This window comes from Trichlorobacter thiogenes (genome assembly GCF_900167465.1).
In the GTDB taxonomy this organism is placed as follows: Bacteria; Desulfobacterota; Desulfuromonadia; order Geobacterales; family Pseudopelobacteraceae; genus Trichlorobacter; species Trichlorobacter thiogenes.
Genome location: NZ_FUWR01000005.1, coordinates 125,095 through 150,388, shown reverse-complemented (window position 1 = coordinate 150,388; position 25,294 = coordinate 125,095). Strand labels below are relative to the sequence as shown.

The window sequence follows — 25,294 nt, the reverse complement described above, 5'->3', positions numbered from 1 at the left end:
TTGCAGGCCATGAAGCTCATCCCGTTAGTGTTTTTGCTGTTGCTGATGGCAGGCTGCGCCCATAAGCCGCTGCATGAGAAGGATTATCAACGCTGGTGGTGTGAAAAACATGCTGGAGAGCTAGAATATCGGCTGCCGGACAAGACGCGGGTTGATTGTCTGACCAAGGAGTATGCGGTTGAGGTGGAGTATGCCTCCAAATGGGCAGAGTCGATCGGTCAGGCATTGTACTATGGGCAGAGTACCGGACGTAAACCGGCTGTGCTGGTGATTGTGCGGGACAAGGATGACGAGCGGTTTTTGAAGCGGTTGCGGACGGTGGCAAAAGAGCAGGGGATCAAGGTCTGGACCGTACGGCCAAAGGATCTGGAGTGACTATTTGGAAGTGATGTTTATTTTGGAGTGTTCGCCATAAAGAAAACCGATAGGTCGCCGTAGTGGGGAAAATGTCCTATGATCACGCGCAAACGTTTCACCCTTGGATTTGTTATAACCGTGCTGTTTGTGCTGGCAGTCACCGCCGGGGTGTATTATGTGGTTCAAAAGCGGATTCTTGACCGGGCCGAGCAGAGTGTTGAAAACCTGATCCTGTCCCAGCGTGGCCTGCACCATTATATCCAGCGGGTCATGCATCCCACCTTTTTTGAGGGCATTGAACACGGAGACGTTTCCAGGACGTATTACACGCCTAAAATATTTTCTTCCACCTACATTGTCAGGACTATGCACGGTTTTTATAATGAAGAACTGGTGAAGCATGGTCAGCATGAAATCTACTATAAACTTGCTGCAAAAAATCCGCGAAATCCTGTCAACAAGGCCAATCAGCATGAATTGGCCCTGTTGGAGAGGTTTAATAAGGACCGAGCGTTAAAATCACATCGTGAAATTCTCACGATTGATGGTCAGAAATACCTTTACTATGCCATACCGTTTCTGGAAAACACCCAGGCCTGTTTGCGGTGCCATGGCAAAAGGGAGGATGCTCCGTCGGGACTGCTTGCACTGTATCCCGGTGAAGGCGGTTTCAATGAGAAAGTGGGCGACATCCGCGCCATAGAGTCAATCCGGGAGCCGCTAAGCGGGGAATACGAAACTATCTTTATCATTTTGGCGGCGGTTGGGTCAGCGGCACTCGCGCTGCTGGTGCTGTTCTGGTTCAATAAACGGCTGCGCTCGGAGGTGGAGACAAAAACAGACAGTCTGCAGCGGGAACTGTTAGCCCGTACTGCAGCTGAAAATGAATTGCGTATCCAGGCAACGCTGCTTGAAGACGAAATAGCTGAACGCCAGAAAACCCAAGAGGCGTTGCACAATGCAAAAGAGATGGCAGAGGCGGCCAATAAGGCCAAATCCCTGTTTCTGGCCAATATGAGCCATGAGCTGCGCACTCCGCTTAACGGGGTTGTGGGGATGGCGCAACTACTCGCCATGACCGAAGTAAATCAAGAACAAAAAGAGTACCTTGAAACGCTTCAATGTTCTGCCGACAATCTGCTGGCGCTTATCAGCGATATTCTTGATATTACCAAGATTGAAGCAGAGCAGTTCCAGATTTACCACGCCGAGTATTCACTTCGCAGTTGTCTTGATGAGATCATCATGATGCAGCAGGCGGCCATAGATCAGAAAGGGCTGATGCTGGAACAGGATATTCCGGATACGGTACCTGATACCATTGTTGGAGATCGTCTGAGAGTTATGCAGGTGCTGTCCAACCTGCTTTCAAATGCAGTTAAATTTACTGAACAGGGTGGCATCAAGCTTTCAGTGACCGTTAAAGAACAGCATGGTTCAATACTGCTGCTTGATATGGCTATTACTGACACCGGTATAGGTATTGTCCCTGAAAAAATCGGGTATATTTTTAGCGCCTTTACCCAGGCTGACGAAACCTTTACCCGCAGGTTTGGCGGTGCCGGTCTGGGGCTTGCCCTGAGTCGCAAGCTGGCTGAACTGATGGGGGGCAGTATTACCGTTGAAAGCACACTTGGTAAAGGCAGCACGTTCCATCTGCAGCTTCTCTGTACCGTGCCCTCCCGGCCGAACGGTAAACTCTACGATGTCTCCGAAGCGTATGCTGAATCCTCAACGAGATCGCTGTCAGTGCTGATTGCAGAAGATAATCCAGCCAACAGTGCCTATGCCCAAAAACTGTTAAAGGCCCTTGGGCATCAGGTTGTGCTGGCAACTGATGGTAAACAGGCATTGGAAGCATGGGAGCATGGTGCCTTTGACCTGATCCTGATGGATGTTCAGATGCCGGTTATGAATGGGGACGAAGTAGTTAGGCTGATTCGTCAGCAGGAAGTGGACAAACGAATCCCGATCATTGCCGTGACCGCCCATGCCTTGGTGGGTGACCATGAGCGCTTGCTGGAGGCGGGCTGTGATGGGTATGTTGCCAAGCCGTTCAAGATTGAAAAACTGGCAGCTGAAATCAAACGGGTAATGGCCTGATATCCCGGACCGGGTATGTCGGGTAATGCACGTAGAACTGCGTGACAGTAAAGAGGATACCTAATGGAACGAAGTAATCAGATCGGTTGGGCCCAGGTCAGGGCCGGTGTATTTATTCTGATCACCCTGCTGCTGGCAGCAGGGGCGATCCTGCTGATGGGGCAGAAGACCAAGCTGTTTATCCCTACCAGCACCATCCGCATCACCATGAAGAACGTGATGGGGCTGAAGGAGGGGGCACCGGTCTGGCTGGCAGGGGTTGACGTGGGGGTGGTACAGCAGATCCGCTTTGAAAACCCTCGCGACACCAATGAGGTGCTGATTGTTGCCGAGGTGGATTCCAAGGCCCACAAAAAGATCGGACCGGATTCGGTGATTACCATCAAGACCCGTGGCCTAATGGGGGAAAAGTATGTTGATATCCTGCCCTCTGCCAGTTACCACGAGCGGCCGATCACTCAGTTTAACGGTAAGGCGGTGCATACCCTGGATGACGTGGCCCAGAAGGCCGGTACCACTTTTGAAAAGCTGAACAGTATTGTGGATAACGTCCAGTCCGGTAAAGGAACCCTGGGTCTGCTGGCAACCGACACCAAGTTGTATATCAATGCGGTGCAGCTTTCCAGTGAGCTGAACATCCTGGCCGGTAACATCAACCGTGGTCAAGGTACTTTGGGCAAGCTGGCCCGCAGTGGTGAACCATACGACAAGCTGATGCAGATCCTGACCAGGGCAGACAAGACCCTGCAGGATATCCAGACCGCAGATGGCAGTCTGAATCGGTTGATTCATGACAAGACACTCTATACCAAGCTGGTCAGTCTGGCGGAGAAGAGCAACCAGGCTGCTGATGATGTACGGGAACTGAACCGCAGGCTGACCTCTAAGGACAATACGTTGGGGATGCTGATTAATGATAAAGAGTTGTATGATAAGAGCCTGTCGCTGATCTCCCGGGCGGATAATTCCATGAAAGATCTGGAAAGCGCCACGGCCCGGATTAAGGCTGGTGAAGGCACTGCCGGGAAGTTGATCAATGAAAAAGAGCTGTACGAAAAACTGAACCGCGCAGTGGATAACATGGATGCCCTGATGGTGGATATCAAGAAGAACCCCGGCCGTTATGTCAAACTGTCATTGTTTTAGAAAGGGATACTGAATCATGATGCAGCGTGTTGTAAAAACCATTGCCAGCCTTTGCCTGGTCCTGTTGCTGGCTGCACAGGTGGGGGCTGCCAACCTTGAAGATAAAGTGGTGGAGCATACCTTTAAAAACGGTCTGAAACTGTTGATGGTGGAGCGTCACAGCTCCCCCACGGTTTCGGCCTGGATCCGTTTCAAGGTGGGTAGTGTCCATGAACGCAGTGACGAGCGGGGGCTGGCTCACCTGCTGGAACATATGCTCTTCAAAGGCACCAGGACACTGGGTACGAAAGACTACGCTGCTGAGGCTCCGCTGCTGGAAAAGATCGAGCAGACTGCTCAACTGATGCTGGCTGAAGAAGCCAAAGGGGGCAAGGCAGACAAGGCGAAGCTCGCAGCCTTGCGGGCCGAACTGGCAAAATTTGAGAAGCAGGCTGAACAGTATGTGATCAAGGATGAGTTTTTTGATCTGTATGCCCGCAACGGCGGTTCCGGCTACAACGCCTTTACCGGTCGGGACGGCACCACCTATCTGATCTCCCTGCCTGCCAACAAGCTGGAGTTGTGGGCAGCCATCGAGTCTGACCGGATGAAGCATCCGGTGCTGCGGGAGTTTTATACCGAGCGTTCCGTGGTGATGGAAGAACGCCGCCGTTCCTATGATGCCGAACCATCAGCCAAGTTGTGGGAGACCTTTGTGGCAGCAGCCTATCAGGCCCATCCCTATGGTCAGCCCACCATCGGCTGGACCTCGGACATCAGGCAGCTTTCCCGCACCAAGGCCGAGTCGTTCCTGAAGCGCTACTATGCCCCCAATAATGCCATTATGGCGGTGGTGGGCGATATCAAACCTGCTGTGGTAATTCCGCTGGTTGAGCGCTATTTTGGCGACATTCAGCCCGGTACACCGGTACCTGATGTGCCGGTGCAGGAGGAACCGCAACAAGGTGAGCGGCGGGTTGAGCTGCTTGGTGATGCAGAGCCGGAGCTGGTGATCGGTTTCCATAAAACCGCCATCGGCAGTGATGATGACTATGTCTTTGACCTGATCAGCTCGATTCTTGGGCAGGGCCGCACCTCACGGCTGCACCGTTCCCTGGTGCTGGAAAAGCAGTTTGCTACCCAGGTTTCAACCTTTGATGCACCTGGGAATCGGTATCCCAATCTGTTTGTGCTGTATGCATCCCCCCGAGCCCCCCATACTGCCGCTGAGGTTGAACAGGCCGTGCTGGCCGAACTGGAACGTCTGAAAAAGGAACCGGTCAGCCAGCAGGAGCTGCAGCAGGTGCTGAACCAGCTTGAGTTTGAAGAGGCGCGGCGGATGGGGACCAATGGCGGTCTGGCCCGCAATCTGACCGAGTATGAGTCCATAGCCGGTAGTTGGCGTTACATGACCACCTATCGGGCCAGGGTTGTAAAGATTACCCCCGCAGACATTCAGCGGGTGGCGCAGCAGTACTTTACCCGAGAAAACAGGATCGTGGGTACCCTTGTGACGAAAAAGGCAGGAGGTGCCCAGAAATGAAAATTCGTATACTTTTTGTCTGCATCATCTGCCTCTTTGGTCTTTCAGCTGCCTATGCTGCGGAACCCGCCAATCCGCGCAGCATGAGCTTTCCTGCCTTGAACTTCAGTATCCCCAAAGCAGAACGGGTGGTGCTGAAGAACGGCACGCCGGTTTACCTGCTACAGGATCAAGAACTGCCGATTGTGACAATCTCGGCCCTGATCCGCACCGGTTCGGTCTATGATCAGAGCGACAAGAGCGGCTTGGCCAGCCTGACCGGCTCGCAACTGCGCGGCGGCGGCACCCACGTCCTGGCCCCGGCGGAACTGGACCGCGAGCTGGAGTTCATGGCCTCTGCTGTGGAGAGTTCCTTTGGCACTGATCTGGGGACGGTTTCACTCTCCAGTCTGACCAAAAATCTGGACCGCACCCTGCAGATCTTCACTGATGTCCTGCTTCATCCCCGTTTTGATGAAAAGCGGCTGGAGGTGGTCAAACGCCAGGCATTGGAGATGATCCGGCGCCAGAATGATGATCCCAAAGAACTGGGGGATCGTGAGCTGCAAAAGGCGCTCTATGCCGGGCATCCGCTGGGGATTGTGCCAACTGCTGCAACGGTCACTGCCATCAAACGCAACGACCTGCAGGCCTTTCACCAGCGTTTTGTCCGGCCTGACAACATGATCCTGACCGTTGCCGGTGATTTTGACCGGACAGCCATACTTGCTGCGCTGAACCGGCTGATAGGACAGGTCAAGCCAGCAGGACGTTTGCAGCTGCCTGAGGTGCCGCAGGTAAAGACGCAGTTTGCGCCAGCGGTGCTGCATGCCCCCAAACAGGTCAACCAGTCTGTGATCCGCCTGGGCCATCTGGGAATCACCAAGGATAATCCTGACCTGTACGCCATCCGCGTACTGGATTTTATCCTGGGCGGCAGTTTTACCTCCCGCCTGATGATGGAGATCCGCACCAATCAGGGCCTGGCCTACAATGTGGGTAGCCATTTTGATGTGGGGCGTCGCTTTACTGGCAGCTTTACCGCAGAGACCGAGACTAAGGCTGAGGCTACGGCAAAAACTGTCGGTTTGATGACCTCCATCATTGCAGGGGTACGCAAAGAGCCGGTGACTGAGCAGGAGCTGAAGCTGGCAAAGGACTCAATCATCAATTCCTTTCTGTTTGGCTTTACCACGCCGGCCTCTATTGTAACGCAGCAGGCACGGCTTGAATTTTACGGCTACCAGTCTGATTATCTGGATCGTTACCGGGATCGAATTGCTGCGGTAACCCGTGAAGATATCCTGCTGGCAGCCCGCAAACACCTGCATCCTGATGCCTTCAAGCTGGTGGTGGTGGGTGATCAGAAAGGGTTTGACAAGCCGTTGGCGACATTTGGAAGCGTGACAACCCTGGACCTGAAATAGGTATGAGTTCAAGGGCATTTCTGAAACATATGCCTTTTACGATTTAAGGTTTTTGAAAAGGTTGCCGAAAGGATAAGTAATGGAGGGCAAACCATGCGTATAGATAGCTCAACAACCGCAATTTTTGGTGCTCAACCGGTCATGAAGACCGCTAAAAGTGAGGCCAGCCGGGCAACACAAGCAAGCTCTGGGGTGCAAAGCCCGTTTAGTGTTCAATTAACCAATATGGTTGAAAAACTTTCCAGTGTTCAGCCATCCAGTGGCGATGTACGTCTTGATAAGGTGCAGGATATCAGTCAGCAACTGGCCAATGGCAGTTACAACATCAGTGGTCAGGATGTGGCTGAAAAGATGTTAATGGCTCTACAGGGCTAAATACTGTTTATTCATCTTGTTGCGTAAAGGCCCCACCGGTTAGCGGTGGGGCCTTTTTCTATTTAGTGTTTGCAAAGTACAGTTCTAGATCACTGACAAGGGCACCCAACGTAGCCTGTTCCGGTTCCACTGCAACGCTAAGCCCCAGCTCCTGACAGGCCCTGGTGGTGACTGGCCCGATGGAGGCAACTGCCAGATTTTCCAGCATCGCCTGCAACTGAGTGACACCACCCACCAAGGTGGCCAGATTACGCACTGTTGAAGGAGAGCTGAAGACAACAGCATCAAGCTGGTGCTGCTCCAAAGCCTGACGGGCAGCGTCAGGCAGGGCCTGGGGAATGATGTTGCGGTAGACCACTGGATCAACCACCTCTGCCCCCATACTGCGCAACTGTTGCGGGATCAGCTCTCTGGCACCATCCGCCTTGGGAAACAGTATCCGCCTGCCCTGTAGATCAATCCCTTGAAATGCAGCCACAACACCTTCGCCGGTAAACTGTTCAGGCACCAGGTCAGGCGTGATGCCCAGCTCCAGTAGCGCCTCTGCGGTCTTTGGTCCCACCGCACAGACCTTGCAGTTCTGCAGGTCATGGGTACTACGCCCCAGCTCCTGCAACCGGGTAAAGAAAAACCTGACCCCGTTGGTTGAGGTCAGGATCAGCCAGTTAAAGCTGGGTAAATCGTTGATGGCAGCATCTACCTTGGTCCAGGCTTCAGGTGGTACCAGTTGTATTGTGGGGCATTCCACCACCACAGCGCCACGTTGACGCAGCTGTTCTGTGAACTCAGCCGCCTGTTCCGCAGCGCGGGTTACCAGTATCCGGCGACCCTGTAGCGGATTAGTGGGCAATTTCACGCTGGTACACATCTTCAAGAATCGCCTTGCCGCCAGCTGCCAGCAGTTTATCTGCCAGCTCAATTCCCATCTTGACCGCATCTGCTGTTGAACCACTGATGCTGTCCCGTACGGTCTGCTTGCCATCCACTGAGGCGATGAAGCCAACCAGTGTCAAGGTGTCACCACTTACCGTGCCATGGGCTGCGATCGGTACCTGGCAGCCACCTTCACAGCGCTTGAGCAGGGCACGCTCTGCTGCCACAGCAGCGGCGGTGTCGGCATGGTTCAGGAATGAGAGCGCCTCAATGGTGGCAGCGTCATCCAGACGGCATTCCAAACCCAGGGCGCCCTGGCCAATGGCCGGGATGGAGAAATCCACATCCAGCAGTTCGGTGGCCACATCTGCAAAGCCCAGCCGGTTCAGACCGGCAGCAGCCAGGATCACAGCATCCAGATTGTCTTCCTTCAGCTTGCGGATACGGGTTTCCACGTTACCACGGATGATCACCATCTCAAGATCAGGCCGAGCCTTGAGCAGTTGGGCCTGACGCCGCAGGGCACTGGTGCCGATTCTGGCACCCTGACGCAGTTCGCTGAATTTCACCTTGTCAGAGATAAAGGCATCGCGGGGGTCTTCCCGCTTGGTGGTCACCACCAGCCCCAGTCCATCAGGAAACTCAGTGGGCACATCCTTCATGCTGTGGACAGCCAGGTCAATCTCGCCACGCAGCATCGCCTCTTCGATCTCTTTGACAAACAGACCCTTGCCGCCGACCTGAGCCAGGGGTACATCCAGAATCTTGTCCCCCATGGTCTTGATCTTGAGCAGTTCAACTTCAATGCCGGGGTAGACTCGCTCCAATTCAGATTTGATCCAGTTGGCCTGCCAAAGGGCAAGCTGGCTGGCGCGGGTTCCTATGCGAAGGCGTTTTGGTGCCATGTCTGTTCTCTCCTTGTGATCAGTTATTCTTCAAGTTCAAGTGAATCATCAGTGTCAGTGGTGCCAAGCTCCAGATCAAACAGGGCGCGCAGGGCATCCAGGTACAGATCGTTACGGTTTCCCTGTCCGGCTTTTTTCAGCACCATGGTGGGTTGGTGCAGCAGTTTGTTCATAAAGGCACCCGTCAATGCATCCAGTCGTTTTTCTGCATCCGCTGGGGCATCTTTCCAACCGGCCAGGGTGCGCTCCAGTTCCGCTCTGCGCAGTTCTTCAAAACGGTTACGCAGCGCCACAATGGTGGGGGTTACCTCAAGGGTGCCCACCCATTTGTAAAACTGGATGATCTCTTCGGCAATGATCGCCTCGGCCTTGTCAGCCTCCTGCATCCGGCCTTCCAGGTTGGCCGCCACTACCTGCTGCAGGTCATCCATATCATACAGATAGACCGCATCCATCTCGTTCACTGCCGGGTCAATATCGCGGGGCACGGCAATGTCGATCAGGAACATCGGGCGCATCCTGCGGCGTTTGATCACCTCTTCAAGATCAGGCGGGGTGATGATGGCATGGGGGGCGCCGGTGGAGGTCAGGACAATATCTGCCTTGTGCAGATGCAGAAACAGCTCCTCAAAGGGGATCGCTTCACCGTTGAACTCTTCGGCCAGCTTCTGAGCCCGCTCAAAGGTGCGGTTGGTGACCATCACCCCTTTGGCGCCGTTGGTCAGGAAGTGACGGGCAGCCAGTTCACACATCTCACCAGCGCCGATCAGCAGCACGGTCTTGTCGTTCAGGCTGCCAAAAATCTTTCTGGCCAGCTCAACGGCAGCAAAGGAGACCGAGACGGCTGACGAGGCGATCCTGGTTTCAGTACGCACCCGCTTGGCCACGGAAAACGCCTTGTGCAGGAAGCGGTTCAGGATAATGCCGGAGGATTTGTACTCGGCAGCATAGCCGTAGGAGGTCTTGATCTGCCCCAGGATCTGGGGCTCACCCACCACCATGGAATCCAGTGATGAGGCCACCCGGAAGACGTGACGGATCGCCTCTTCGCCGTGGTAGCTGTACAGGTGCGGATCCAGCAGGTCATGGGCCAGGTGGTGATAATCGGCCATAAAGCGGCGGATGCGGGCAATGCCACCGGCAATGTCGCGGGTGGTTGCGTAGATCTCCACCCGATTGCAGGTTGAGACAATCACCCCCTCAACAATGCCTTCAAGGGACACCAGTTCACGCAGCGGTTTTTCAATACTGTTGGGAGAAAACGCGACTTTTTCGCGGATATCAACCGAGGCTGTTTTATGGGACAGGCCAACCACAATAATGTTCATGGTCAGAGTCCTTTAGGTGTAGCTGTGCAGGCCGGGTAGCCAGAGGTTGACCCCGATGAAGGTAAACAGCATGATCAGAAAGCCGATGACGGTCAGGATGGCAGCCCGCTTGCCACGCCAGCCGGTGGTCAGTCTGCCGTGCAGCAGTGCCGCATAGATGAACCAGGTAATCAGCGACCAGCTCTCCTTGGGGTCCCATGACCAGTAGCTGCCCCAAGCTCGGGAGGCCCAGATGGCGCCGGTAATGATTGCCACGGTCAGCATTGGAAAGCCAAAGGCCAGGCAGCGATAGCCGATTTCATCCAGAATATCCAGTGAAGGGAGCTTCAGGAACAGGTTGCCCAGATGTTTTTTCTTTAAAAAGTGCGACTGAATCAGAAACAGAACCGCCACAGCGCAGGAGATGGTGAAAAATGAATAGGCGCCAAAGGCCAGAATGGTATGGGAATAGATCCAGGCTGATTGCAGGGCCGGATTAAGCGGCTTGATGGTTGTGGGGACCAGTCCGGCTCCCAGCGTTATCAACAGGGCAAACGGCACCACAAACGATCCCAGGGAGTTGACCTTGTAGCGGGTCTCAAAGTAGAGATAGATGCCGACAATGGACAGGGCAAAGAAGGACAGCGATTCATGCATGTTGGTGATCGGCAGATGTCCGGCAGCTATAAAACGGTGGATGACCGCCAGACAGTGGGTGAGGAAGCCGACGATAAGTATCCGGCGGGCTATGGATGCCTGGCAGGGAGTGGTACGCAGCAGGCAGGCAAGATAGGCCAGTGTGGCAATGCCGTACAGCGCCAGGGTAAGATAGAAAGAGATCTCTGTCATTGAATAGTGTCCAAAACTCCTCAGTAGAAACGGAACGCTGGGGCAAAAGTACTGATCGGGTATTGTAAGGGCTGGCTATTACCAGCGTCAACAGCTTTTCGTTGTCTGCACATCTCTGTTGGATTTCCTGCTTGCATTTTTTCTGAAACGCGGTAGTATTCAAAAAGTTGAATACATTCACCTAGCTTAAGGAGGCTTTCCATGGCCAGCGATGCGGTTCTTACCCTTACTGACGCAAATTTTGATCGTGATGTGCTGCAGTCAGACCTGCCGGTACTTGTAGATTTTTGGGCTACCTGGTGTGCCCCTTGTAAAGCGATAGCTCCCTTGATTGACTCCGTTGCTGCCGACTATGCCGGTAAGGTAAAGGTTGGCAAGGTAAACGTTGATGACAATCAGGCTACTCCCGGTAAATATGGTGTGCGTGGTATTCCTACCCTGATCCTGTTTAAAGGTGGCAAGGTGATTGATCAGGTGGTTGGCGCGGTTCCCAAGTCGCAACTGGATGCCCTGATTGCCAAGGCCCTCTAGGATGCTGCCACGGTTTAATCAACGCATTTTCAGGGCTGTGACGCTGGTTGTCACAGCCCTTCTGCTAAGTCTGGCCCCGCTGGATTCAGATGCGGCGCCACGCCGTAACCAGCCTGCACCCGCCTTTAAGACCTTTTCTATCAAAGGACAACCGATTTCCTCAGAAGGGCTGAAAGGCTCCGTGGTTCTGCTGGATTTTTGGGCCACCTGGTGTCCTCCCTGTCGGGAGTCAATCCCCCATCTTGCTGAACTGCATCGCAAATATGGCAAGCAGGGGTTGGTGGTTGTGGGGATGAGTGTGGATGAGGGGGGCGAGCGGACCGTCAAGGAGTATGTGGAACGTCAAGCCATTCCGTACCAGATTGTCATGGCCAGTGGCAAGATCAGCTCAGATTACGGGGTGCGGGCACTGCCGGTGCTGTATGTGATTGATAAAAACGGCGTGGTTCGAGAACAGGTCATGGGGTTTTCTGATCAGGCCGGTAAGGTGATCGAGAATCTGATTAAAAAGCTACTGAATGAAAAATAGGGCGAGGTAGTAATGCCTCGCCCTGATCTTGCTACTGACAGCCCAGTCGTCCCTTTAGGTAAGCCGTAAACTCATCCTTAAATTCATCCCGCTTTAGTGCCAGATCCACCGTTGCCTTCAGGAATCCCAGCTTATCTCCGCAGTCATGGCGTAACCCTTCAAAGAGACAGCCATACACCGCCTCATCCTGAGACAGACGTTTGATGGCGTCGGTCAGCTGGATCTCGCCGCCCCGTCCCGGCTGCTGCTGCTCAAGAATCGGGAAGATGGCCGGGGTCAAGACATAGCGGCCGATAATGGCCAGGTCAGAAGGGGCCTCGGACCGCTTCGGTTTTTCCACCATGTCAGTCACTTCCATCACCCGGTCTGTGATCCGGTTAACCGCCACACAGCCATAGGAAGAAATCTGCTCCATCGGTACCTGCTCAAGGGCCAGCACACTGCCCTTGTAATGCTCATATACTCCCAACAGCTGGCGCAGGCAGGGGTTGGCTGGGGCATCGATAATGTCGTCACCCAGCAGTACGGCAAACGGTTCATTGCCGATAAAGTCGCGGGCACAGAGGATGGCATGTCCCAGGCCAAGGGCCTTTTTCTGGCGCACGTAGTAGATATCCACCAGATCAGAGATCTCGCGCATGGCCTGGAGGGTATCTTCCTTGCCCTTTTCCTCAAGGTGGCTTTCCAACTCAGGTGAGCTGTCAAAGTGGTCTTCAATAGCCCGCTTGGTGCGACCGGTCACAAAGATGATCTGCTCAATGCCGGCTGCCACCGCCTCTTCAACCACGTACTGTACCAGCGGCTTGTCGATCAGCGGCAGCATCTCTTTGGGGGATGATTTGGTGGCAGGCAGGAAGCGGGTTCCCAAGCCAGCCACCGGAAAGATCGCCTTGCGGACTTTCATGGCACGTCCTCTCAATTTTTTTCAACGCAGAGTCGCAGAGATGCAAAGAAAACCAAGGGAAAAGCAAAAACCTGGCTTTGGTTCTAAGGACTTTAGCCTGAAATAGTATGCAGTTGTCTTTCTCTGTACCTTTGCGTCTTTGCGTTAAACGGTTTTGACTTTTCTCTGTGCAGACTCAAGCGTGTTTTGTAGTAGCATGGCGATGGTCATGGGGCCGACACCACCCGGTACCGGAGTAATGGCGCTGGCCCGCTCAGCAGCAGCTGCGTACTCCACATCACCCACCAGTTTTTTCTCGCCAACCCGGTTGATCCCCACGTCAATTACTACCGCGCCCGGCTTGATCCAGTCCCCTTTAACCATCTCTGCCTTGCCCACCGCAGCAATAACCACATCGGCCCGGCGGACAACATCAGGCAGATCTTTGGTGCGGGAATGGCAGATGGTGACCGTGGCATGGCGGGAGAGGCACATCAGCGCCACCGGCTTGCCCACGATGTTTGATCGACCAACCACCACCACCTCTTTGCCCTTCAGGTCATAGCCGATCTCATCCAGCATCACCATCACGCCATAGGGGGTACAGGGCTGGAAGGTCGGTTTACCGATCATCAGACGGCCGACATTATAGGGATGGAAGCCATCGGCATCCTTGTCCGGCGAGATCGCCTCCAGTACTTTGTCAGTATCAATATGGTCCGGCAGCGGCAACTGCACCAGAATGCCGTGTACCCGTGAGTCAGCATTCAGTTGCCCGATCAGTGCCAGCAGCTCTGCTTCAGTGGTGGTTGATGGCAGCTCATGGTCAGCCGAGTACATCCCCAGCTCTATGCACATCTTCTTTTTCATGCCGACATAGACCCGGCTGGCCGGATCATCGCCCACCAGCACCACGGCCAGGCCGGGGGTAATCCCTTGCTCTTTCAGGGTTGAAACCGTGCTGCCGATCCGTTCACGAACCTTTGCGGCAATTGCCTTGCCGTCAATAATCTGTGCTGCCATAGCTGTCTCCAATCGATGCCTTAGAATATCTTTATATGATACGTTCAGGTCTGCTGCTTGTAAAGGCGGTATACCGTGAAAAATAAAAAAATCCCCTGATGGGTATCACCAGGGGATCAGGTTTGCAGTTGTTTCCGACACCCGGCCGGAATCTTACACGCCTCAGCCACCGGCTGAGCAGGCTGCCGGTTTGGGGCCGCCGCTTGAGGGGCAGTAGCCGGAGTTGAACCAGCCTTCGCCCTTCAGGCTGAAAGCGGTCTGGGAGATCATCTTTTCGACTACGCCGCCACATTGCGGGCATTCAGTGGCAGGTGCGTCAGAGAACTTCTGGCGCAGTTCAAACTGGTGATTACAGGATTGGCAACGGTATTCGTACATCGGCATGGCAACAGCCTCCTTCTGATATATCTCTTTTTGAATATAGTAGTTCTTCTGGCTATTTGTCAAGGGGACGCAGAAAAATGACAAAGGCGCCGCTGCCGCCCATTTCTTGCGGGGCCGGGGCGTATTCAGTAATCAGGTCTCGTCCCTGATCGCGCAACCAGCCAGCCACCACCTGTTGCAGAACCGGGCCTTCAACAGAGTGGGTACCCTTGCCGGTAATTACCAACACCCCTTTTTCGCCACCTGCTCTGGCTGCCTGCAGAAACGGCCCCAGTGACTCGACAGCCTCTTCACGGGTCAGGCCATGCAGATCCAGCTGGCGATCCAGCTGGATGATGCCCCGCTTAAGCTGCCGCAGGCGGTTGCCGTTTAGCGGGCGTAATTCATCATCCGGCAGGCTGTCTTCAAAGCGGACATCCAGCTGCAGCTTTTCCACCTCTTGCAGAAACGTCTTGCGGGCGGTGATCTCTTCTCTGGCCAGTGGCTTTGTTGGGCGGGCTTGCGGTTTGCTGGCAGTGGCTGCACGCTTTTTGGGGCTACTGTTTTTGGGGGATGCGCCTGTGACGTCATCATCCAGTCGGCGAACCCCGGACATGGCCTGTCTGAAGAGATCTTCGCCAGCTGGTTCCGGTTTTGGCACTGCCACCTTTTTAACCGGTTCAGGTGGCGGTGCTGCTGCCTCAACGGTAATTCCTTTCAGCGTGGCAAAAGGGTTGTTCCGAAACGGGGCTGGTGCTGCCGGTTTTTGCTCTTTCTGTTTCTTGGGCGACATGAGGCATTCCTTAACGGTAGAACAGGTACGGGATCAATACGCACCGTGGAAGGGTTGTGCTTAGTCCTCCTGAACGGCCTTCTTGCTCAAGGAACTGAAGATCATGTCCAGCACCGCCTTCTGGCGTACTTCATGTTTGTTGAGTACGGCAAGACAACTGCCCATGGGGCACTGTTCATGAAGAAAATCAGCATCCCTGCTGGAGAGGATTACTATCCGGTTTTTTTCTATGCCGGATTGAACGGCAAAATTCATCAGTTTGCGGCCATCAAGGGTCGGCATCTCAAAGTCAATCAGGATCAGGTCATAGGGGGCACGACGAATAGCGGTCAGTGCTTCAAGGGGATTGTTGCAGACATCCACCGCGAGAAGGGGATACTGTTCGGCAATATACTCGCCCAGCAGGCGGGTAAAGACAGGATCATCATCTATGAGGAGTATCTTTCCCATATAATCCTTAGCCCCTGTTAAAACAGATAGGGTGAGTGGTTGGTGAACTGCTCACGCTGCCGTTGAATCACCCAGCTGATCCAGAGGATAATCCCTACGGTAACCAGATTGCTGAACAACATGCCTGTGGGATCAATCGGACGTTCCAGCAGACGCTCCAGCTCTTTGTGCGGTACCAGCCAAAGGTTGAGCAGGGTGTTCAGCACCTCATAGCCGTTATAGATCAGTAGCAGGTACCAGGTCAGGCGCTGGCGTTTTAACAGCCCCAGAAACAGGTGCAGGCAGACCAGGCTGTCCACCATGATAAAGATCCGGGCCGATGTGCCTTCCAGCAGGATACCGAAGAGCGGCACCGGCTGACCATAGCTCATCAGGGTCATCAGCAGCAGGAAGAGGTACAGGCCGGTCAGCATCACCATGGTCTGTGAGCGAGGCTGTATCTCTTCTGTATCAGGCAGGTCTTCGGTCATGACTTCTTTTTGCGCATGTCGCTGATCGCTACACAAAAGGCGATTACCAGCAGGATAAAGCCGATAAACAGCCAATCGGCGGTGCTAAAGCCGAACATCTAGCACCTCCCCCGCACTGCATCAGCCTTGTCGGTCAGGTTAAGTGCCCGGTAACACTGCTCCAGAAAATGGTAGACCCCGGCCATGGGAAACTGGGCGCAGAAGACGGTGTCCAGCAACACATCCTCTACAATGGCAGCTGCCTCATGCAACTGGTCATCCTGATGCTGCTCAAAGGCAACCGAGAGAGCGGTCAGGTAGTCCACCGCTGGTACCTTGGGCAGCTCGCCACGCTGGATGGCGGCAATCCGTGCCTCAAGGCTGCGGCGTTCACCGTCCTTAAGCTGTTCCACCAACGGCTGCCACAGGGCCAGTGCCTGATCATAGTGGCCCAGTACATAGTGGGTCTCGCCTAGTTGGTAGCAGGTATGCAGGTCATCCGGGGCAAGCTCAAGGGAACGGGTCAGGTATTTTTCTGCGCCGTACCAGGACTGGACAGCCAGGTGGGCAGCCTCCATCCGGCTCCCTTTTTCCATCAGGGTGCGGCCGATTTCGCGCCACAGAGCAGCATTGTCCTGTTCCAGCAGCGCCATGATCTTCAGCAGGTTGACCTTGCGATCAAGATAGGGCGAATCCACTTCCTTGGCATCCAGCATGATCGCCTCACCGCCGATTTCGGCAATGATGTGGGGATAACCGGCTTGCAGTACCCGCGCATAATCAACCCCGTAGGTGCAGTCCGGGTTCTGGCGCAGGGCAAAAAACATTCCCTGTCCGATCTGGTCGTAGCTGGGGGCTCCATGCTCCAGGGCTGCGCGGTAGCTTTCCTCTGCCAGGGGGATTGGGAACTCCCACGGAATGTTAACCCGGCCATCACGGCCGGTGATATGGAACTCTGCAGGGGGCTGAAAGTAGCTGATCCCGTCCAGCGGGGTTGGTGCGATGCAGTTCTGCATTAGTGCTGCTCCTCAATCCGACGATCCGGGAAGGTGTTTAACCCGGCATCTACGCCGATCATTTTATAGATTCTGATTTCATCCCAGGGTTCGTCCAGTATCCCGTCATGGATGGCCCAGCTGCGGCCTCGCACGGTCTGTTCCATCCCCGGCATCCTGAACGGGCTGGAACCATCCAGCCGCTTTTGCAGCCTGCCACCGGGCTGGAACTGGCGATCAATCTCCAGCATCAACCGTTTACCGGTCAGATAGTCAAAGCCGTAACGTTCATAGCGGATGGCGTTATCGTAGGAAAGCGGTTCCCCAACGATCATCTCCATCCCCAGGCTGTCGGTAAACTGCTCCAACAGCGCGAAAAATTCACCAAACATCCTTAGGCCCTGTCGGGTCTGGTGCGGAAACAGCCCGGCCTGCATGGCTCTCAGCTCTTCCTGCAGGTTCCTGCCTTGGGAAGTGAAGTAGTTTACCGCCCCTGCTTCGGTCACGTCAACCGCAAAGCGTGGGGCAGCAGGATCACAGATGATGCAGAAGGCCAGTTCCATCTGATGAAACTGGGTGTCAGTCAGCTCAACGAAAAAAACAACATCAGCATCTTCAGGTCGGGCACGGACCTCGATCCTGACAAAACTCAGGCCTTCCGGCGCGATCACCTGCACCAGCTGTTCGTTGGTATGGTTGCGGAGGGTGACAGTATCAAGCTGTAGGAGATCAAGCAGCCGCTGCGGTAACAGCCTGGCGTAGATTGACTCTTTTTCCGGAATGTCCAGCCGGTTAATGGCAGCCAGAGAGGTCAGTGGATGACCATCCCGGCTCAGCATCGGCCTATTTCCCGGCAGCTTCGGCATCAGAGCAGCTCCGCCAGATCCCCGCCGATAATGACCGGGAAGACCTGCTTTTTGATGGTGCTGATACTGCGTTCCAGGGCATCCAGGGCCAGGCCGCGATCATGTTCATCTGCCCAGTGCAGGGCATCCAGCAGCATGGTGTGGGGGTAACCCTGCTGTTGGATCTTTTTTACAAAAGTAGCCGGCAGCCGTGGTGGCAGTGCCACCTTATTCATGGCGCCCCAGGCAATGGTCCAGGCCCGGGCCGTGTTCATCAGGTCGTAGCCGCCACCCCCCAGTGCCACCCAGGGGATCTTCAAGGCCTGCAGCTTGCGCATAATGTAGGCATAGCTGTGGGTGGTAAGCTCCAGCCGGGTCAGGGGGTCGGTGCGGAAGGCATCTGCACCGATCTGGGCCACGATGATATCTGGGTTAAAGGCCGCCAGCAGGGGATAGACCACCTCATCAAAGGCCCGCATGTAGAGCGGATCATCGGTGTGGGCCAGCAGTGGCAGGTTCACCGTGTAGCCCCGCCCGCAACCGGTGCCGATCTCATCCTCAAACCCGGTGCCGGGAAAGAAGTAGACCCCGCTTTCATGCAGCGAGATCGTCAGCACCTGATCATCAGCGTAAAACCCCTCCTGCATACCGTCACCATGGTGGGCATCCAGATCAAGGTAGGCCACCCTGCGGCCCCGCTCCCGCAGCCAATTGATGGCGATTACCGCATCATTTAAGTAGCAGAACCCGGATGCCTTTGCACGGTGGCCATGGTGCCAGCCACCAGCCAGCGACAGTACACTGTCAAAACGTTCCTCCTCAATCAGGCGGCAGGCCTCCAGGGTGGCGCCTGCACCCAGGGCAGCATAGTCGTACAGCCCTTTAAAGACCGGACAATCGGCATCCCCCAGGCCAAACATGAAATCAGCCCGCGGTTCATCCGAGGCGCTGAACTCCTTCAGTCGTTGCAGGTAGGCCGGGCTATGAAAGGTCAGGATCTGTTCGTCAGTCACCGGACTGCAATCACGGCGCTCCATGCCGGGCAGGTCAAGCAGACCATAGGCCTCCAGCAGTTCCAGTGCCAGGCCGTAACGATGCAACTGGAACGGGTGGTGACTACCATAGCTGAACTGTTCAAAACGGGATGAGTAAACCAGGGCAGTACGGGACACAGGCGGCTCAGGCAAAGGAGGAGATCAGCGACGGGATGTCGCGTACAGAACGGTCTGGTTGACTGAAACCGGTTGCGTTTGATGAAGAAGAGTCAGGGCCTTGGACCGCAGGATTGCCATAGGCGCTCTTTATCTGGGCGTCGGTTGCTTTGGAACCGGATTGGGCGTTGTTCTCACCGGATTTTTCTGGATTAAGGGCCGTGTCAATCGCCTCTTGAGCGGGATCAACCGGCTGGGCGGGATCTTGTCCGCCAGTTGGGCTGTCAGTCTGCAGTTTTTGCTGCTGTGCCTCTGCCATCCGGCTGGCAGCTGCAGCAGCAACAGCACGGTCCTGGCCGGATGGATCAGAGGGGGCCAGTGCTGCCCGGATCACCTGCTGCATGCGGGAGATGGTCTCCTGCGGGGTGCGGCCATCAGACATATCAATCTGCACTTCACCGCCGGTGATATAGCTTTGGCCATCCGGTCCACGGGTATAACTGTAGGAGGCCGAGCTGGCCAGATTGCCACCCACTGCCTTGTGGGCCGCCTCATGGGCCTTGACCTTCTCTTCGGTCTGTTTCAGCTTGGCAATTTGGGCCTGAATGGCCGGATCTTCAACGCTTTGGCCGGTGGCGGTGGTTTTTTCACCCGGCTTGGCTTCTGACTGGTCAGCCTCTGGGGAGTCAGAGGTTTTCTCTGCCGATTTCGGGTCAGTCTTTGTGTCAGGCTGTTTGCCAGAAAGGGTAACGGTATCTTCTGGAAGTTTGATGCCTGAAGCGGTCGTAGCTGTAGTGGTTTGCTCAGCTCTGGAAGCGGCCTGACGTTCATCCGTTTTTCCAGAGCTGCCTGTTTGCGTTACGGTTGTGTAATCACTGTTGGTGATGCTACCCAGGGGTTCCATGACCGCCATTCCGTTTTAGAAATATGCTGTCTTATTCAAATTATACAAAATCAGTGGACAAAACTGCAATAAAACATTGTTGGGTCTTACAGGCCTGCCTTGGCCAGCTCTTCCACCAGCTTTTTCTGGCTGCTGTTCAACCCTTCCGGCACATGCACACTAATCTTCACGTACAGATCTCCCTTGGCATTGGAGCCAAGCGCTTTGATGCCGCAGCCCTTCAGGCGGATCTTCGTGCCGGGCTGGATACCTGCCGGTACCTTGATCCGTTTTAGTTCTTCAAGGGTCGGCACCTCAAGGCTGACCCCCAGACAGGCCTCGCTGAAGCGGATGGTCCGCTCCACAAACAGGTCGCCACCGTCACGGGTAAAGACCGGATCATTGGCAACCCGGATCTCAAGATAGAGATCGCCATTGGGACCGCCATTTTCTCCGTCACTTCCCTTACCGGCAATCCTGATCCTGCTGCCATTATCAACCCCGGCCGGAATCTTTACCTTCAGCTCTTCCCGTTGCCCGTTGCGGCGGAAGGCCACCAGACGTTCACCGCCGGTGGCAGCATCACGGAACCCGAGATCAACGGCCAGGGACAGATCACCCCCCTGGCGGGGAGCCCTGCCAAAGCCCCGGCCACCGCCGCGACCAAAGGCACCGCCGAACAGGCGTGAGAAGATATCCTCACCACCGCCCATCCCCATATCCTTGAAGGTGCCGGAGAAGTCAAAGTTGCGGAAGATATCCTCCTGGCTGTACTGCTGGTGGAAATCTGATGATCCAAAGGTATCGTATTTTTTGCGCTTCTCCGGGTCAGAGAGGACGGCGTAGGCCTCGTTGATCTCCTTAAACTTCTCCTCTGCCGCTGTGTCGCCCTGGTTACGGTCCGGGTGGTATTTGACCGCCAGTTTGCGGAATGCCTTTTTGATATCGTCAGCTGAGGCGTCTTTGGCAACACCCAGCGCCTCGTAGTAATCTTTCTGTGCCATTGTTTGGTACTCCTTTCATCCAATTCGTATAACAATTTAGGCAGGTTTTGCCCAACTGTCAACGTTGCTTGACAGTCCTGTGGGGCCACCGTACTATCTTTAGCACCACAGTATGAGAGGACTACCATGAAAAAGGTGCTGGTGATTGGCGGTGGCATATCCGGACTTTCAACCGCATGGCTGCTGGACAAGCGGGCCAGAGAAGCAGGGATAAGTCTTGATCTCTGCCTGTTTGAGCAGGAACAACAGCCTGGTGGCAAGATTAAATCGGTCCGTGAAGAGGGGTTTCTGTGTGAATGGGGCCCCAACGGTTTTCTGGACAGCAAGCCCCAGACCCTGGAGCTGTGTGCTGCCTTGGGGATAACCGATCGTCTGCACCGCAGTAATGATAATGCCCGCAAACGCTATATCTTCACCGGTGGAGAACTGCACCGGCTGCCGGAAAACGGCCCTTCGTTCCTGAAGAGCCGCCTGTTGTCCTGGCCGGGTAAATTCAGGTTGCTGGGGGAGCCGTTTGCGGCCAATCCGCCGGGCACAGACGAAAGCCTGGCTGCCTTTGGCCGCCGTCGTCTGGGGGCAGAGGCGCTGCAGAAGCTGATTGCGCCGATGGCCTCCGGCATCTTTGCCGGTGACCCCGAAACCATGTCGCTGGTCTCCTGCTTTCCCCGCATTGCTGAGTTGGAGCGGGAATACGGCGGCCTGTTTGTGGCCATGCTGGCCCTGGCAAAGAAAAAGAAGCAGGAGCGCAAGGAAGGCAAGATCAGCAGTTCTGCTGCCGGACCGGGCGGCACCCTGACCTCATTTAAAGAGGGGATTCAGTTTCTGACTGATACCCTGGCTAGTCAACTGGGGAAGCGGGTCAGGACCGGGGTTGCGGTTGCTTCGGTTAACAGACTGGGCGACGGCTGGGAGGTCAGAACCATGGCTGGCGAAACCCTGCAGGCAGATCTGGTTATCTCGGCAGCGCCGGCCTTTGCTGCTGCCAACATGTTGGAAGGGGTTGATGCCAGCCTGGTTGATACCTTACGCCAGATCCTCTATTCCACCCTGAATGTGGTCTGCTGTGGTTTCAAAACCGAAGGTTTGGGACATCCGCTGGATGGTTTTGGCTATCTGGTGCCCAAGGAAGAAGGACGTACCGTGTTGGGCACCCTCTGGGATTCCAGCATGTTTGAACAACGGGCACCGGACGGCATGGCGCTTTTGCGCAGCATGGCCGGTGGTGCCTGCAAGCCGGAACTGATGGAACTGCCAGAGTCTGAACTGCTGCAGCGGGTACGGGATGACCTGCAGGTTGCCATGGGGATCAGCCAGCCCCCCTGTTTCAGTCGAATCATCCGCCATCAACAGGCGATCCCCCAATACACCGTGGGACATGGCAAGCGGTTGGAGGCGATTGAAGGACGCTTGTCCAGTCTGCCTGGCCTACTGCTGACCGGCAACGCCTTTAAAGGGGTGGGCTTGAACGACTGTGTGGCTGCCTCACAGGCCACCGTTGATAAGGCACTGGCGTTTCTTGGAGGGTAATCATGAAGATCAGAAGAAAACTGTTTGCTGATTTTGAGTATGAAGAGGTGCTGGACAGCAAGACCCGCGAACTGATCCGGGTCGGCTGTGCCGTGGCGGTTGGGTGCCCCACCTGACTAAAGAAACACTTCGCCCTGGCGAAGGAAGCCGGCGCCGGGAGCGCCGAACTGAAGGAAGCCATGGCCTACGGGGTGATCGCTCCGGCTGGCAGGGCCAAGAATTTTGCACTGGAACTGATGGGGGAGTTAGAGCAGTCCTGATTCCACAAAGCTGAAGTAGCTGCCATCCCCGATAATGATATGATCCAGTACCTTGATCCCCAAGATCTCGCCGCCCTCTTTCAGGCGGCGGGTGATCTCGCGGTCCTCCCGGCTGGGGGCCGGGTCGCCGGAGGGGTGGTTGTGGATGAAGATTACGGCAGCGGCTGATTCCCGCACTGCCGGGGCAAAGACCTCCCGCGGGTGGACAATGGACTGATTCAGGCAGCCTTCTGATATCTGTACCTTGCGGGTGATCCGGTTCTTGCCATCCAGCAGCAGGATCAGAAACAGTTCTTTGCGGTTATCCCGCAGTTCATGGTGGAAAAAGTCAAAGACCTGGGCCGGTGCCGTAAATCGTTCCAGTGTCTCAAGTTTGCGGGCCTGGAAGCGACTCCCTAACGTAAAGGCAGCTTTGATTGAGGCTGCTTTTGCCAACCCCAACCCCTTGATCTGCTGCAGCTCATTCAGTTCAGCCTGTGCCAGTTCCCGCAGGTTGCCGTTACATCGTTCCAGCAGTTCCCGTCCCAGATCAATGGCGCTCTTGCCTGCAGCTGCATCGCCAGTACGCAGCACCAGGGCCAGCAATTCTGCATCAGACAGGGCTGCTGCCCCACGTTTCAGCAGCTTTTCCCGTGGCCGCTCATCTTCCGGCCAGTCTTTGATGGCGTTGCTGCTCATGGCATCAGACCTGCCCCCAACAGCGCCATAACCCCGACTCCAGCTGCAACCCGGTACCAGACAAAGGGCCAGAGGGTGCGGCTCTGCACAAACTTCAGCAGAAAGGCAACGCTGATGTAGCCGACAATCGCCGAGACAGCTACCCCCACCAGCATCGGCATGGCCATACCCGGTTCAATGCCATGCTTCAGCAGATGAATCCCTTTCAACAGTGCAGCGCCAAACACAATCGGCAGCGAGAGCAGGAACGAGAAACGGGCCGCATCGGTCCGGGCCAGCCCCAGCAACAGTCCGGCGGTGATGGTGATGCCGGAGCGGGAAACTCCCGGTATCAGGGCCAGACACTGGAAACAGCCCACCAGCATGGCACCCCCCAGGGTAATGGAGGCTACATCGCGCAGTTGTTTGCCGTAGCGGTCAGACAGACCTAAACCCAGTCCGAACAGGATCAGCATCAGGGCGATCATCAAGGGGCTGTTGCGAAAGATTGCCTCTATCGGCTCTTCCAGGGTCTTACCAACCACCGCTGCCGGAACCGAGGCCAGCACAATCATCCAGGGCAGCCGCAACTTCTTTTGTTCGCCCGGCTGATACAGGCCGGTCAGGCCATCCTGTACCAGTGTAACCACATCCTTGCGGAAGTAAAAGAAGATGGCCAGAAAGGTGCCAAAGTGCAGGGCAACATCAAAGGTCAGGCCGGAATCGGCCCAGCCCAGCAGACGGGGGATCAGGATCAGGTGGCCCGAGCTGCTAATCGGCAGTACTTCGGTGGCACCCTGAATCAGGCCCAGCAGGGCGGCATGCAGCAGGTCCATTGATTGTTACTCCTTGGGGAGGGTTTTCATGGTGGGGTGTAAGCGTAGAGAAGCGCCATCCTGTCTGCCTTGATGGAAGGCCTCTGACACAACGGTGGAGCTGCGACTGCGCCGGGTTCTCAGTTCGCCGATATGCTCTTCCCGGTACTGCTTGATCAGGGCGTCTTTAATCGGCACCAACGCCTTGCTGGTGGTGGGGGTCTGGGCCTTCTGGGCCTGCAGGGCCTGTCGTATGCCATGCACACCGCCCAGCAGATAGGAGGTGCGAACCCTCTGGCGGTCAGTGGGGTGCAGTTTGTCATCACGCAGCTCCAGGCTGCTGAGATAGCCTGAGGCCAGCCGACGTAACTCCTTGATCAAAAACTGCAGGGTGCAGGCTGCCACACCGGGATCTTCTCCTACCCCGATGAAACGCAGACGGCTGTTTTCCGGGGTTGTGGTGACAATTGGGAAACAGTCAAAGGCATTGGCCACGGTGGCAAACAGGGACGAGAGCCATTTGGCAACGGTCTTGGCCACCACCAGCTCTGCCTCGCCAGCCCCTTCTTCCTGAACCTCCAGCTCTGACATGGCCAGGTTGTGTTCAGCCAGCAGGCGTTGGGCATGGGCCGCAGCCAGGGCTGCTTCATGCTCGTTACTGCTGTTTGAAAGGGCCAACAGCTTGCGGACCCGCTCAATAATCCGCTCACGGGTCATGCTTCACCTGCTTTGGTTCCAACTCAAGATCTTCACCGGCGATGATTGATTCACGGGTCAGTTCTGCCAGACCAGGGTCTTTACGGCGGAAGCGTACCACCAGCCAGTAGCAGAGAAAATAGGAGAGAACTGCTGCAGCAAGGCCGATGATGGAACTGCCCAGCAGCACAGCCTTGGCATAGGGCTTTAAAGCTGTCCAGCTGAGTTCAGTCAGATGGAACGGTCGAGGCGGAATGTTGAGTAGCCATTCGCCAAATTTGTAGCTGGCGGCCAGAACCGGCACAACGGTCAGCGGGGTGTTGACCCAGGCCCCGGTAATGGTGGTTAGCTTGTTGAGGCGAAACAGAAATGCTGCAGCAATGGCCAACGGCGTGTGGACACCAAAAAATGGCGTAATGCTGATAAAAACCCCCACCGCAAAACCGGCGGCAATATGGCCGGGGTGGCTGTCCAGGGCAAGAATTGCCTTCATCCGTTGTTTTATCTGTTCTTTATTCATGGGAAAGCCCACTCTAAAGAGCGGGCTGCAGGTTTGTCAATCGTCAAAAACAATTGCAGCATAATTGTAATAATGGT

General features: G+C 55.4%; 29 protein-coding genes. 10 read left to right on the top strand and 19 right to left on the bottom strand.

Annotation, left to right across the window (positions count from 1 at the left end):
• The first annotated feature begins 9 nt into the window (after positions 1-9).
• The 6 genes from B5D39_RS06550 (at position 10) to flgM (ending at position 6,909) form a co-directional block, all read left to right on the top strand.
• Positions 10-375 carry a hypothetical protein gene (locus tag B5D39_RS06550; RefSeq protein WP_078789656.1) on the top strand — a complete coding sequence of 122 codons (366 nt, stop codon included), beginning with the start codon at positions 10-12 and terminating at the stop codon, positions 373-375.
• Positions 376-453: 78 nt separating this feature from the next.
• Entirely contained in the window at positions 454-2,460 is a 2,007-nt protein-coding gene (locus B5D39_RS06545) for a c-type heme family protein (RefSeq protein ID WP_078789654.1), read from the top strand.
• Between the two features lie 63 nt (positions 2,461-2,523).
• Entirely contained in the window at positions 2,524-3,606 is a 1,083-nt protein-coding gene (locus tag B5D39_RS06540) for an MlaD family protein (RefSeq protein WP_078789653.1), read from the top strand.
• A 16-nt stretch (positions 3,607-3,622) separates the two neighbouring features.
• Positions 3,623-5,128, top strand: coding sequence for a M16 family metallopeptidase (locus B5D39_RS06535; RefSeq protein ID WP_139366694.1), 1,506 nt, complete (start codon positions 3,623-3,625; stop codon positions 5,126-5,128).
• Positions 5,125-6,534 carry a M16 family metallopeptidase gene (locus tag B5D39_RS06530; RefSeq protein WP_078789651.1) on the top strand — a complete coding sequence of 470 codons (1,410 nt, stop codon included), beginning with the start codon at positions 5,125-5,127 and terminating at the stop codon, positions 6,532-6,534. Before B5D39_RS06535 ends, B5D39_RS06530 begins: the two co-directional genes overlap by 4 nt.
• Before the next feature lie 93 nt (positions 6,535-6,627).
• Positions 6,628-6,909: a flagellar biosynthesis anti-sigma factor FlgM gene (flgM, locus tag B5D39_RS06525; protein ID WP_078789649.1), complete on the top strand. Its 282-nt coding sequence runs from the start codon at positions 6,628-6,630 to the stop codon at positions 6,907-6,909.
• A 58-nt stretch (positions 6,910-6,967) separates the two neighbouring features.
• Here flgM and B5D39_RS06520 read toward each other — a convergent pair whose 3' ends face one another.
• From B5D39_RS06520 to ccsB, 4 genes are read right to left on the bottom strand one after another with little or no spacing between them, the layout of a single operon-like run.
• Complete coding sequence (locus B5D39_RS06520) at positions 6,968-7,765, bottom strand: uroporphyrinogen-III synthase (RefSeq protein WP_161947436.1); 798 nt, start codon at positions 7,763-7,765, stop codon at positions 6,968-6,970.
• Entirely contained in the window at positions 7,749-8,687 is a 939-nt protein-coding gene (gene hemC, locus B5D39_RS06515) for a hydroxymethylbilane synthase (RefSeq protein WP_078789646.1), read from the bottom strand. The genes B5D39_RS06520 and hemC overlap by 17 nt, the downstream gene beginning before the upstream one ends.
• A gap of 23 nt (positions 8,688-8,710) precedes the next feature.
• On the bottom strand, positions 8,711-10,015 hold the full coding sequence (hemA, locus tag B5D39_RS06510; protein ID WP_078789644.1) for a glutamyl-tRNA reductase: 1,305 nt from the start codon (positions 10,013-10,015) through the stop codon (positions 8,711-8,713).
• A 12-nt stretch (positions 10,016-10,027) separates the two neighbouring features.
• Positions 10,028-10,843 (bottom strand): c-type cytochrome biogenesis protein CcsB, encoded by an 816-nt coding sequence (gene ccsB, locus B5D39_RS06505; RefSeq protein WP_078789642.1) that lies wholly within the window; start codon positions 10,841-10,843, stop codon positions 10,028-10,030.
• A gap of 201 nt (positions 10,844-11,044) precedes the next feature.
• On the opposite strand from ccsB, the gene trxA reads away from it, so the two are divergent.
• Entirely contained in the window at positions 11,045-11,374 is a 330-nt protein-coding gene (gene trxA, locus B5D39_RS06500; protein ID WP_078789640.1) for a thioredoxin, read from the top strand.
• A 37-nt stretch (positions 11,375-11,411) separates the two neighbouring features.
• A complete protein-coding gene (locus tag B5D39_RS06495; RefSeq protein WP_244161366.1) occupies positions 11,412-11,903 on the top strand; it encodes a TlpA disulfide reductase family protein in 492 nt (163 codons plus the stop codon).
• A 31-nt stretch (positions 11,904-11,934) separates the two neighbouring features.
• Here B5D39_RS06495 and galU read toward each other — a convergent pair whose 3' ends face one another.
• The 11 genes from galU to B5D39_RS06440 form a co-directional block, all read right to left on the bottom strand.
• Positions 11,935-12,807, bottom strand: a complete 873-nt coding sequence (gene galU, locus B5D39_RS06490) for a UTP--glucose-1-phosphate uridylyltransferase GalU (RefSeq protein ID WP_078789638.1) — start codon at positions 12,805-12,807, stop codon at positions 11,935-11,937.
• A gap of 144 nt (positions 12,808-12,951) precedes the next feature.
• On the bottom strand, positions 12,952-13,809 hold the full coding sequence (folD, locus tag B5D39_RS06485) for a bifunctional methylenetetrahydrofolate dehydrogenase/methenyltetrahydrofolate cyclohydrolase FolD (protein ID WP_078789637.1): 858 nt from the start codon (positions 13,807-13,809) through the stop codon (positions 12,952-12,954).
• 162 nt (positions 13,810-13,971) lie between these two features.
• The gene (locus B5D39_RS06480; RefSeq protein WP_078789635.1) at positions 13,972-14,193 is read right to left on the bottom strand and encodes an FmdB family zinc ribbon protein; all 222 of its coding nucleotides are present in this window, start codon (positions 14,191-14,193) and stop codon (positions 13,972-13,974) included.
• Positions 14,194-14,245: 52 nt separating this feature from the next.
• A complete protein-coding gene (locus B5D39_RS06475) occupies positions 14,246-14,965 on the bottom strand; it encodes a Smr/MutS family protein (protein WP_078789633.1) in 720 nt (239 codons plus the stop codon).
• A gap of 60 nt (positions 14,966-15,025) precedes the next feature.
• Complete coding sequence (locus B5D39_RS06470; protein WP_078789631.1) at positions 15,026-15,415, bottom strand: response regulator; 390 nt, start codon at positions 15,413-15,415, stop codon at positions 15,026-15,028.
• Between the two features lie 17 nt (positions 15,416-15,432).
• Positions 15,433-15,885 carry a hypothetical protein gene (locus tag B5D39_RS06465; RefSeq protein ID WP_078789629.1) on the bottom strand — a complete coding sequence of 151 codons (453 nt, stop codon included), beginning with the start codon at positions 15,883-15,885 and terminating at the stop codon, positions 15,433-15,435.
• Between the two features lie 98 nt (positions 15,886-15,983).
• The gene (locus B5D39_RS06460; RefSeq protein WP_078789627.1) at positions 15,984-16,880 is read right to left on the bottom strand and encodes a tetratricopeptide repeat protein; all 897 of its coding nucleotides are present in this window, start codon (positions 16,878-16,880) and stop codon (positions 15,984-15,986) included.
• A complete protein-coding gene (locus B5D39_RS06455) occupies positions 16,880-17,725 on the bottom strand; it encodes a hypothetical protein (protein WP_078789625.1) in 846 nt (281 codons plus the stop codon). The genes B5D39_RS06460 and B5D39_RS06455 overlap by 1 nt, the downstream gene beginning before the upstream one ends.
• Complete coding sequence (locus B5D39_RS06450; RefSeq protein ID WP_078789624.1) at positions 17,725-18,876, bottom strand: acetoin utilization protein AcuC; 1,152 nt, start codon at positions 18,874-18,876, stop codon at positions 17,725-17,727. Before B5D39_RS06450 ends, B5D39_RS06455 begins: the two co-directional genes overlap by 1 nt.
• Before the next feature lie 7 nt (positions 18,877-18,883).
• Entirely contained in the window at positions 18,884-19,759 is an 876-nt protein-coding gene (locus B5D39_RS06445) for a putative metalloprotease CJM1_0395 family protein (protein ID WP_161947435.1), read from the bottom strand.
• Positions 19,760-19,845: 86 nt separating this feature from the next.
• Positions 19,846-20,742: a DnaJ C-terminal domain-containing protein gene (locus B5D39_RS06440; RefSeq protein WP_078789620.1), complete on the bottom strand. Its 897-nt coding sequence runs from the start codon at positions 20,740-20,742 to the stop codon at positions 19,846-19,848.
• 126 nt (positions 20,743-20,868) lie between these two features.
• Here B5D39_RS06440 and hemG point away from each other — a divergent pair, with 126 nt between their 5' ends.
• Positions 20,869-22,269 (top strand): protoporphyrinogen oxidase, encoded by a 1,401-nt coding sequence (hemG, locus tag B5D39_RS06435; RefSeq protein ID WP_078789618.1) that lies wholly within the window; start codon positions 20,869-20,871, stop codon positions 22,267-22,269.
• Positions 22,270-22,271: 2 nt separating this feature from the next.
• Positions 22,272-22,529 carry a GSU3128 family (seleno)protein gene (locus B5D39_RS17405; protein WP_279627294.1) on the top strand — a complete coding sequence of 86 codons (258 nt, stop codon included), beginning with the start codon at positions 22,272-22,274 and terminating at the stop codon, positions 22,527-22,529.
• Here B5D39_RS17405 and radC read toward each other — a convergent pair.
• From radC to B5D39_RS06415, 4 genes are read right to left on the bottom strand one after another with little or no spacing between them, the layout of a single operon-like run.
• The gene (radC, locus tag B5D39_RS06430) at positions 22,515-23,207 is read right to left on the bottom strand and encodes a RadC family protein (protein ID WP_078789616.1); all 693 of its coding nucleotides are present in this window, start codon (positions 23,205-23,207) and stop codon (positions 22,515-22,517) included. The two genes, B5D39_RS17405 and radC, sit on opposite strands and share 15 nt — an antisense overlap.
• Entirely contained in the window at positions 23,204-24,022 is an 819-nt protein-coding gene (gene uppP / locus B5D39_RS06425) for an undecaprenyl-diphosphatase UppP (RefSeq protein WP_078789614.1), read from the bottom strand. Before uppP ends, radC begins: the two co-directional genes overlap by 4 nt.
• Positions 24,023-24,028: 6 nt before the next feature.
• The gene (locus B5D39_RS06420) at positions 24,029-24,718 is read right to left on the bottom strand and encodes a DUF7168 domain-containing protein (RefSeq protein ID WP_078789612.1); all 690 of its coding nucleotides are present in this window, start codon (positions 24,716-24,718) and stop codon (positions 24,029-24,031) included.
• Positions 24,708-25,217: a DUF2062 domain-containing protein gene (locus tag B5D39_RS06415; protein ID WP_078789610.1), complete on the bottom strand. Its 510-nt coding sequence runs from the start codon at positions 25,215-25,217 to the stop codon at positions 24,708-24,710. Before B5D39_RS06415 ends, B5D39_RS06420 begins: the two co-directional genes overlap by 11 nt.
• Between the last annotated feature and the right edge of the window lie 77 nt (positions 25,218-25,294).

What these genes read in the sequence shown, in the direction of transcription:
- B5D39_RS06550 (WP_078789656.1), top strand. Translation starts at nt 10, where the DNA reads ATGAAGCTCATCCCGTTAGTGTTTTTGCTGTTGCTGATGGCAGGCTGC.
- B5D39_RS06545 (WP_078789654.1), top strand. Translation starts at nt 454, where the DNA reads ATGATCACGCGCAAACGTTTCACCCTTGGATTTGTTATAACCGTGCTG.
- B5D39_RS06540 (WP_078789653.1), top strand. Translation starts at nt 2,524, where the DNA reads ATGGAACGAAGTAATCAGATCGGTTGGGCCCAGGTCAGGGCCGGTGTA.
- B5D39_RS06535 (WP_139366694.1), top strand. Translation starts at nt 3,623, where the DNA reads ATGATGCAGCGTGTTGTAAAAACCATTGCCAGCCTTTGCCTGGTCCTG.
- B5D39_RS06530 (WP_078789651.1), top strand. Translation starts at nt 5,125, where the DNA reads ATGAAAATTCGTATACTTTTTGTCTGCATCATCTGCCTCTTTGGTCTT.
- flgM (WP_078789649.1), top strand. Translation starts at nt 6,628, where the DNA reads ATGCGTATAGATAGCTCAACAACCGCAATTTTTGGTGCTCAACCGGTC.
- hemC (WP_078789646.1), bottom strand. Translation starts at nt 8,687, where the DNA reads ATGGCACCAAAACGCCTTCGCATAGGAACCCGCGCCAGCCAGCTTGCC.
- hemA (WP_078789644.1), bottom strand. Translation starts at nt 10,015, where the DNA reads ATGAACATTATTGTGGTTGGCCTGTCCCATAAAACAGCCTCGGTTGAT.
- ccsB (WP_078789642.1), bottom strand. Translation starts at nt 10,843, where the DNA reads ATGACAGAGATCTCTTTCTATCTTACCCTGGCGCTGTACGGCATTGCC.
- trxA (WP_078789640.1), top strand. Translation starts at nt 11,045, where the DNA reads ATGGCCAGCGATGCGGTTCTTACCCTTACTGACGCAAATTTTGATCGT.
- galU (WP_078789638.1), bottom strand. Translation starts at nt 12,807, where the DNA reads ATGAAAGTCCGCAAGGCGATCTTTCCGGTGGCTGGCTTGGGAACCCGC.
- folD (WP_078789637.1), bottom strand. Translation starts at nt 13,809, where the DNA reads ATGGCAGCACAGATTATTGACGGCAAGGCAATTGCCGCAAAGGTTCGT.
- B5D39_RS06480 (WP_078789635.1), bottom strand. Translation starts at nt 14,193, where the DNA reads ATGCCGATGTACGAATACCGTTGCCAATCCTGTAATCACCAGTTTGAA.
- B5D39_RS06475 (WP_078789633.1), bottom strand. Translation starts at nt 14,965, where the DNA reads ATGTCGCCCAAGAAACAGAAAGAGCAAAAACCGGCAGCACCAGCCCCG.
- B5D39_RS06470 (WP_078789631.1), bottom strand. Translation starts at nt 15,415, where the DNA reads ATGGGAAAGATACTCCTCATAGATGATGATCCTGTCTTTACCCGCCTG.
- B5D39_RS06465 (WP_078789629.1), bottom strand. Translation starts at nt 15,885, where the DNA reads ATGACCGAAGACCTGCCTGATACAGAAGAGATACAGCCTCGCTCACAG.
- B5D39_RS06460 (WP_078789627.1), bottom strand. Translation starts at nt 16,880, where the DNA reads ATGCAGAACTGCATCGCACCAACCCCGCTGGACGGGATCAGCTACTTT.
- B5D39_RS06455 (WP_078789625.1), bottom strand. Translation starts at nt 17,725, where the DNA reads ATGCCGAAGCTGCCGGGAAATAGGCCGATGCTGAGCCGGGATGGTCAT.
- B5D39_RS06445 (WP_161947435.1), bottom strand. Translation starts at nt 19,759, where the DNA reads ATGGAACCCCTGGGTAGCATCACCAACAGTGATTACACAACCGTAACG.
- B5D39_RS06440 (WP_078789620.1), bottom strand. Translation starts at nt 20,742, where the DNA reads ATGGCACAGAAAGATTACTACGAGGCGCTGGGTGTTGCCAAAGACGCC.
- hemG (WP_078789618.1), top strand. Translation starts at nt 20,869, where the DNA reads ATGAAAAAGGTGCTGGTGATTGGCGGTGGCATATCCGGACTTTCAACC.
- radC (WP_078789616.1), bottom strand. Translation starts at nt 23,207, where the DNA reads ATGAGCAGCAACGCCATCAAAGACTGGCCGGAAGATGAGCGGCCACGG.
- uppP (WP_078789614.1), bottom strand. Translation starts at nt 24,022, where the DNA reads ATGGACCTGCTGCATGCCGCCCTGCTGGGCCTGATTCAGGGTGCCACC.
- B5D39_RS06420 (WP_078789612.1), bottom strand. Translation starts at nt 24,718, where the DNA reads ATGACCCGTGAGCGGATTATTGAGCGGGTCCGCAAGCTGTTGGCCCTT.
- B5D39_RS06415 (WP_078789610.1), bottom strand. Translation starts at nt 25,217, where the DNA reads ATGAATAAAGAACAGATAAAACAACGGATGAAGGCAATTCTTGCCCTG.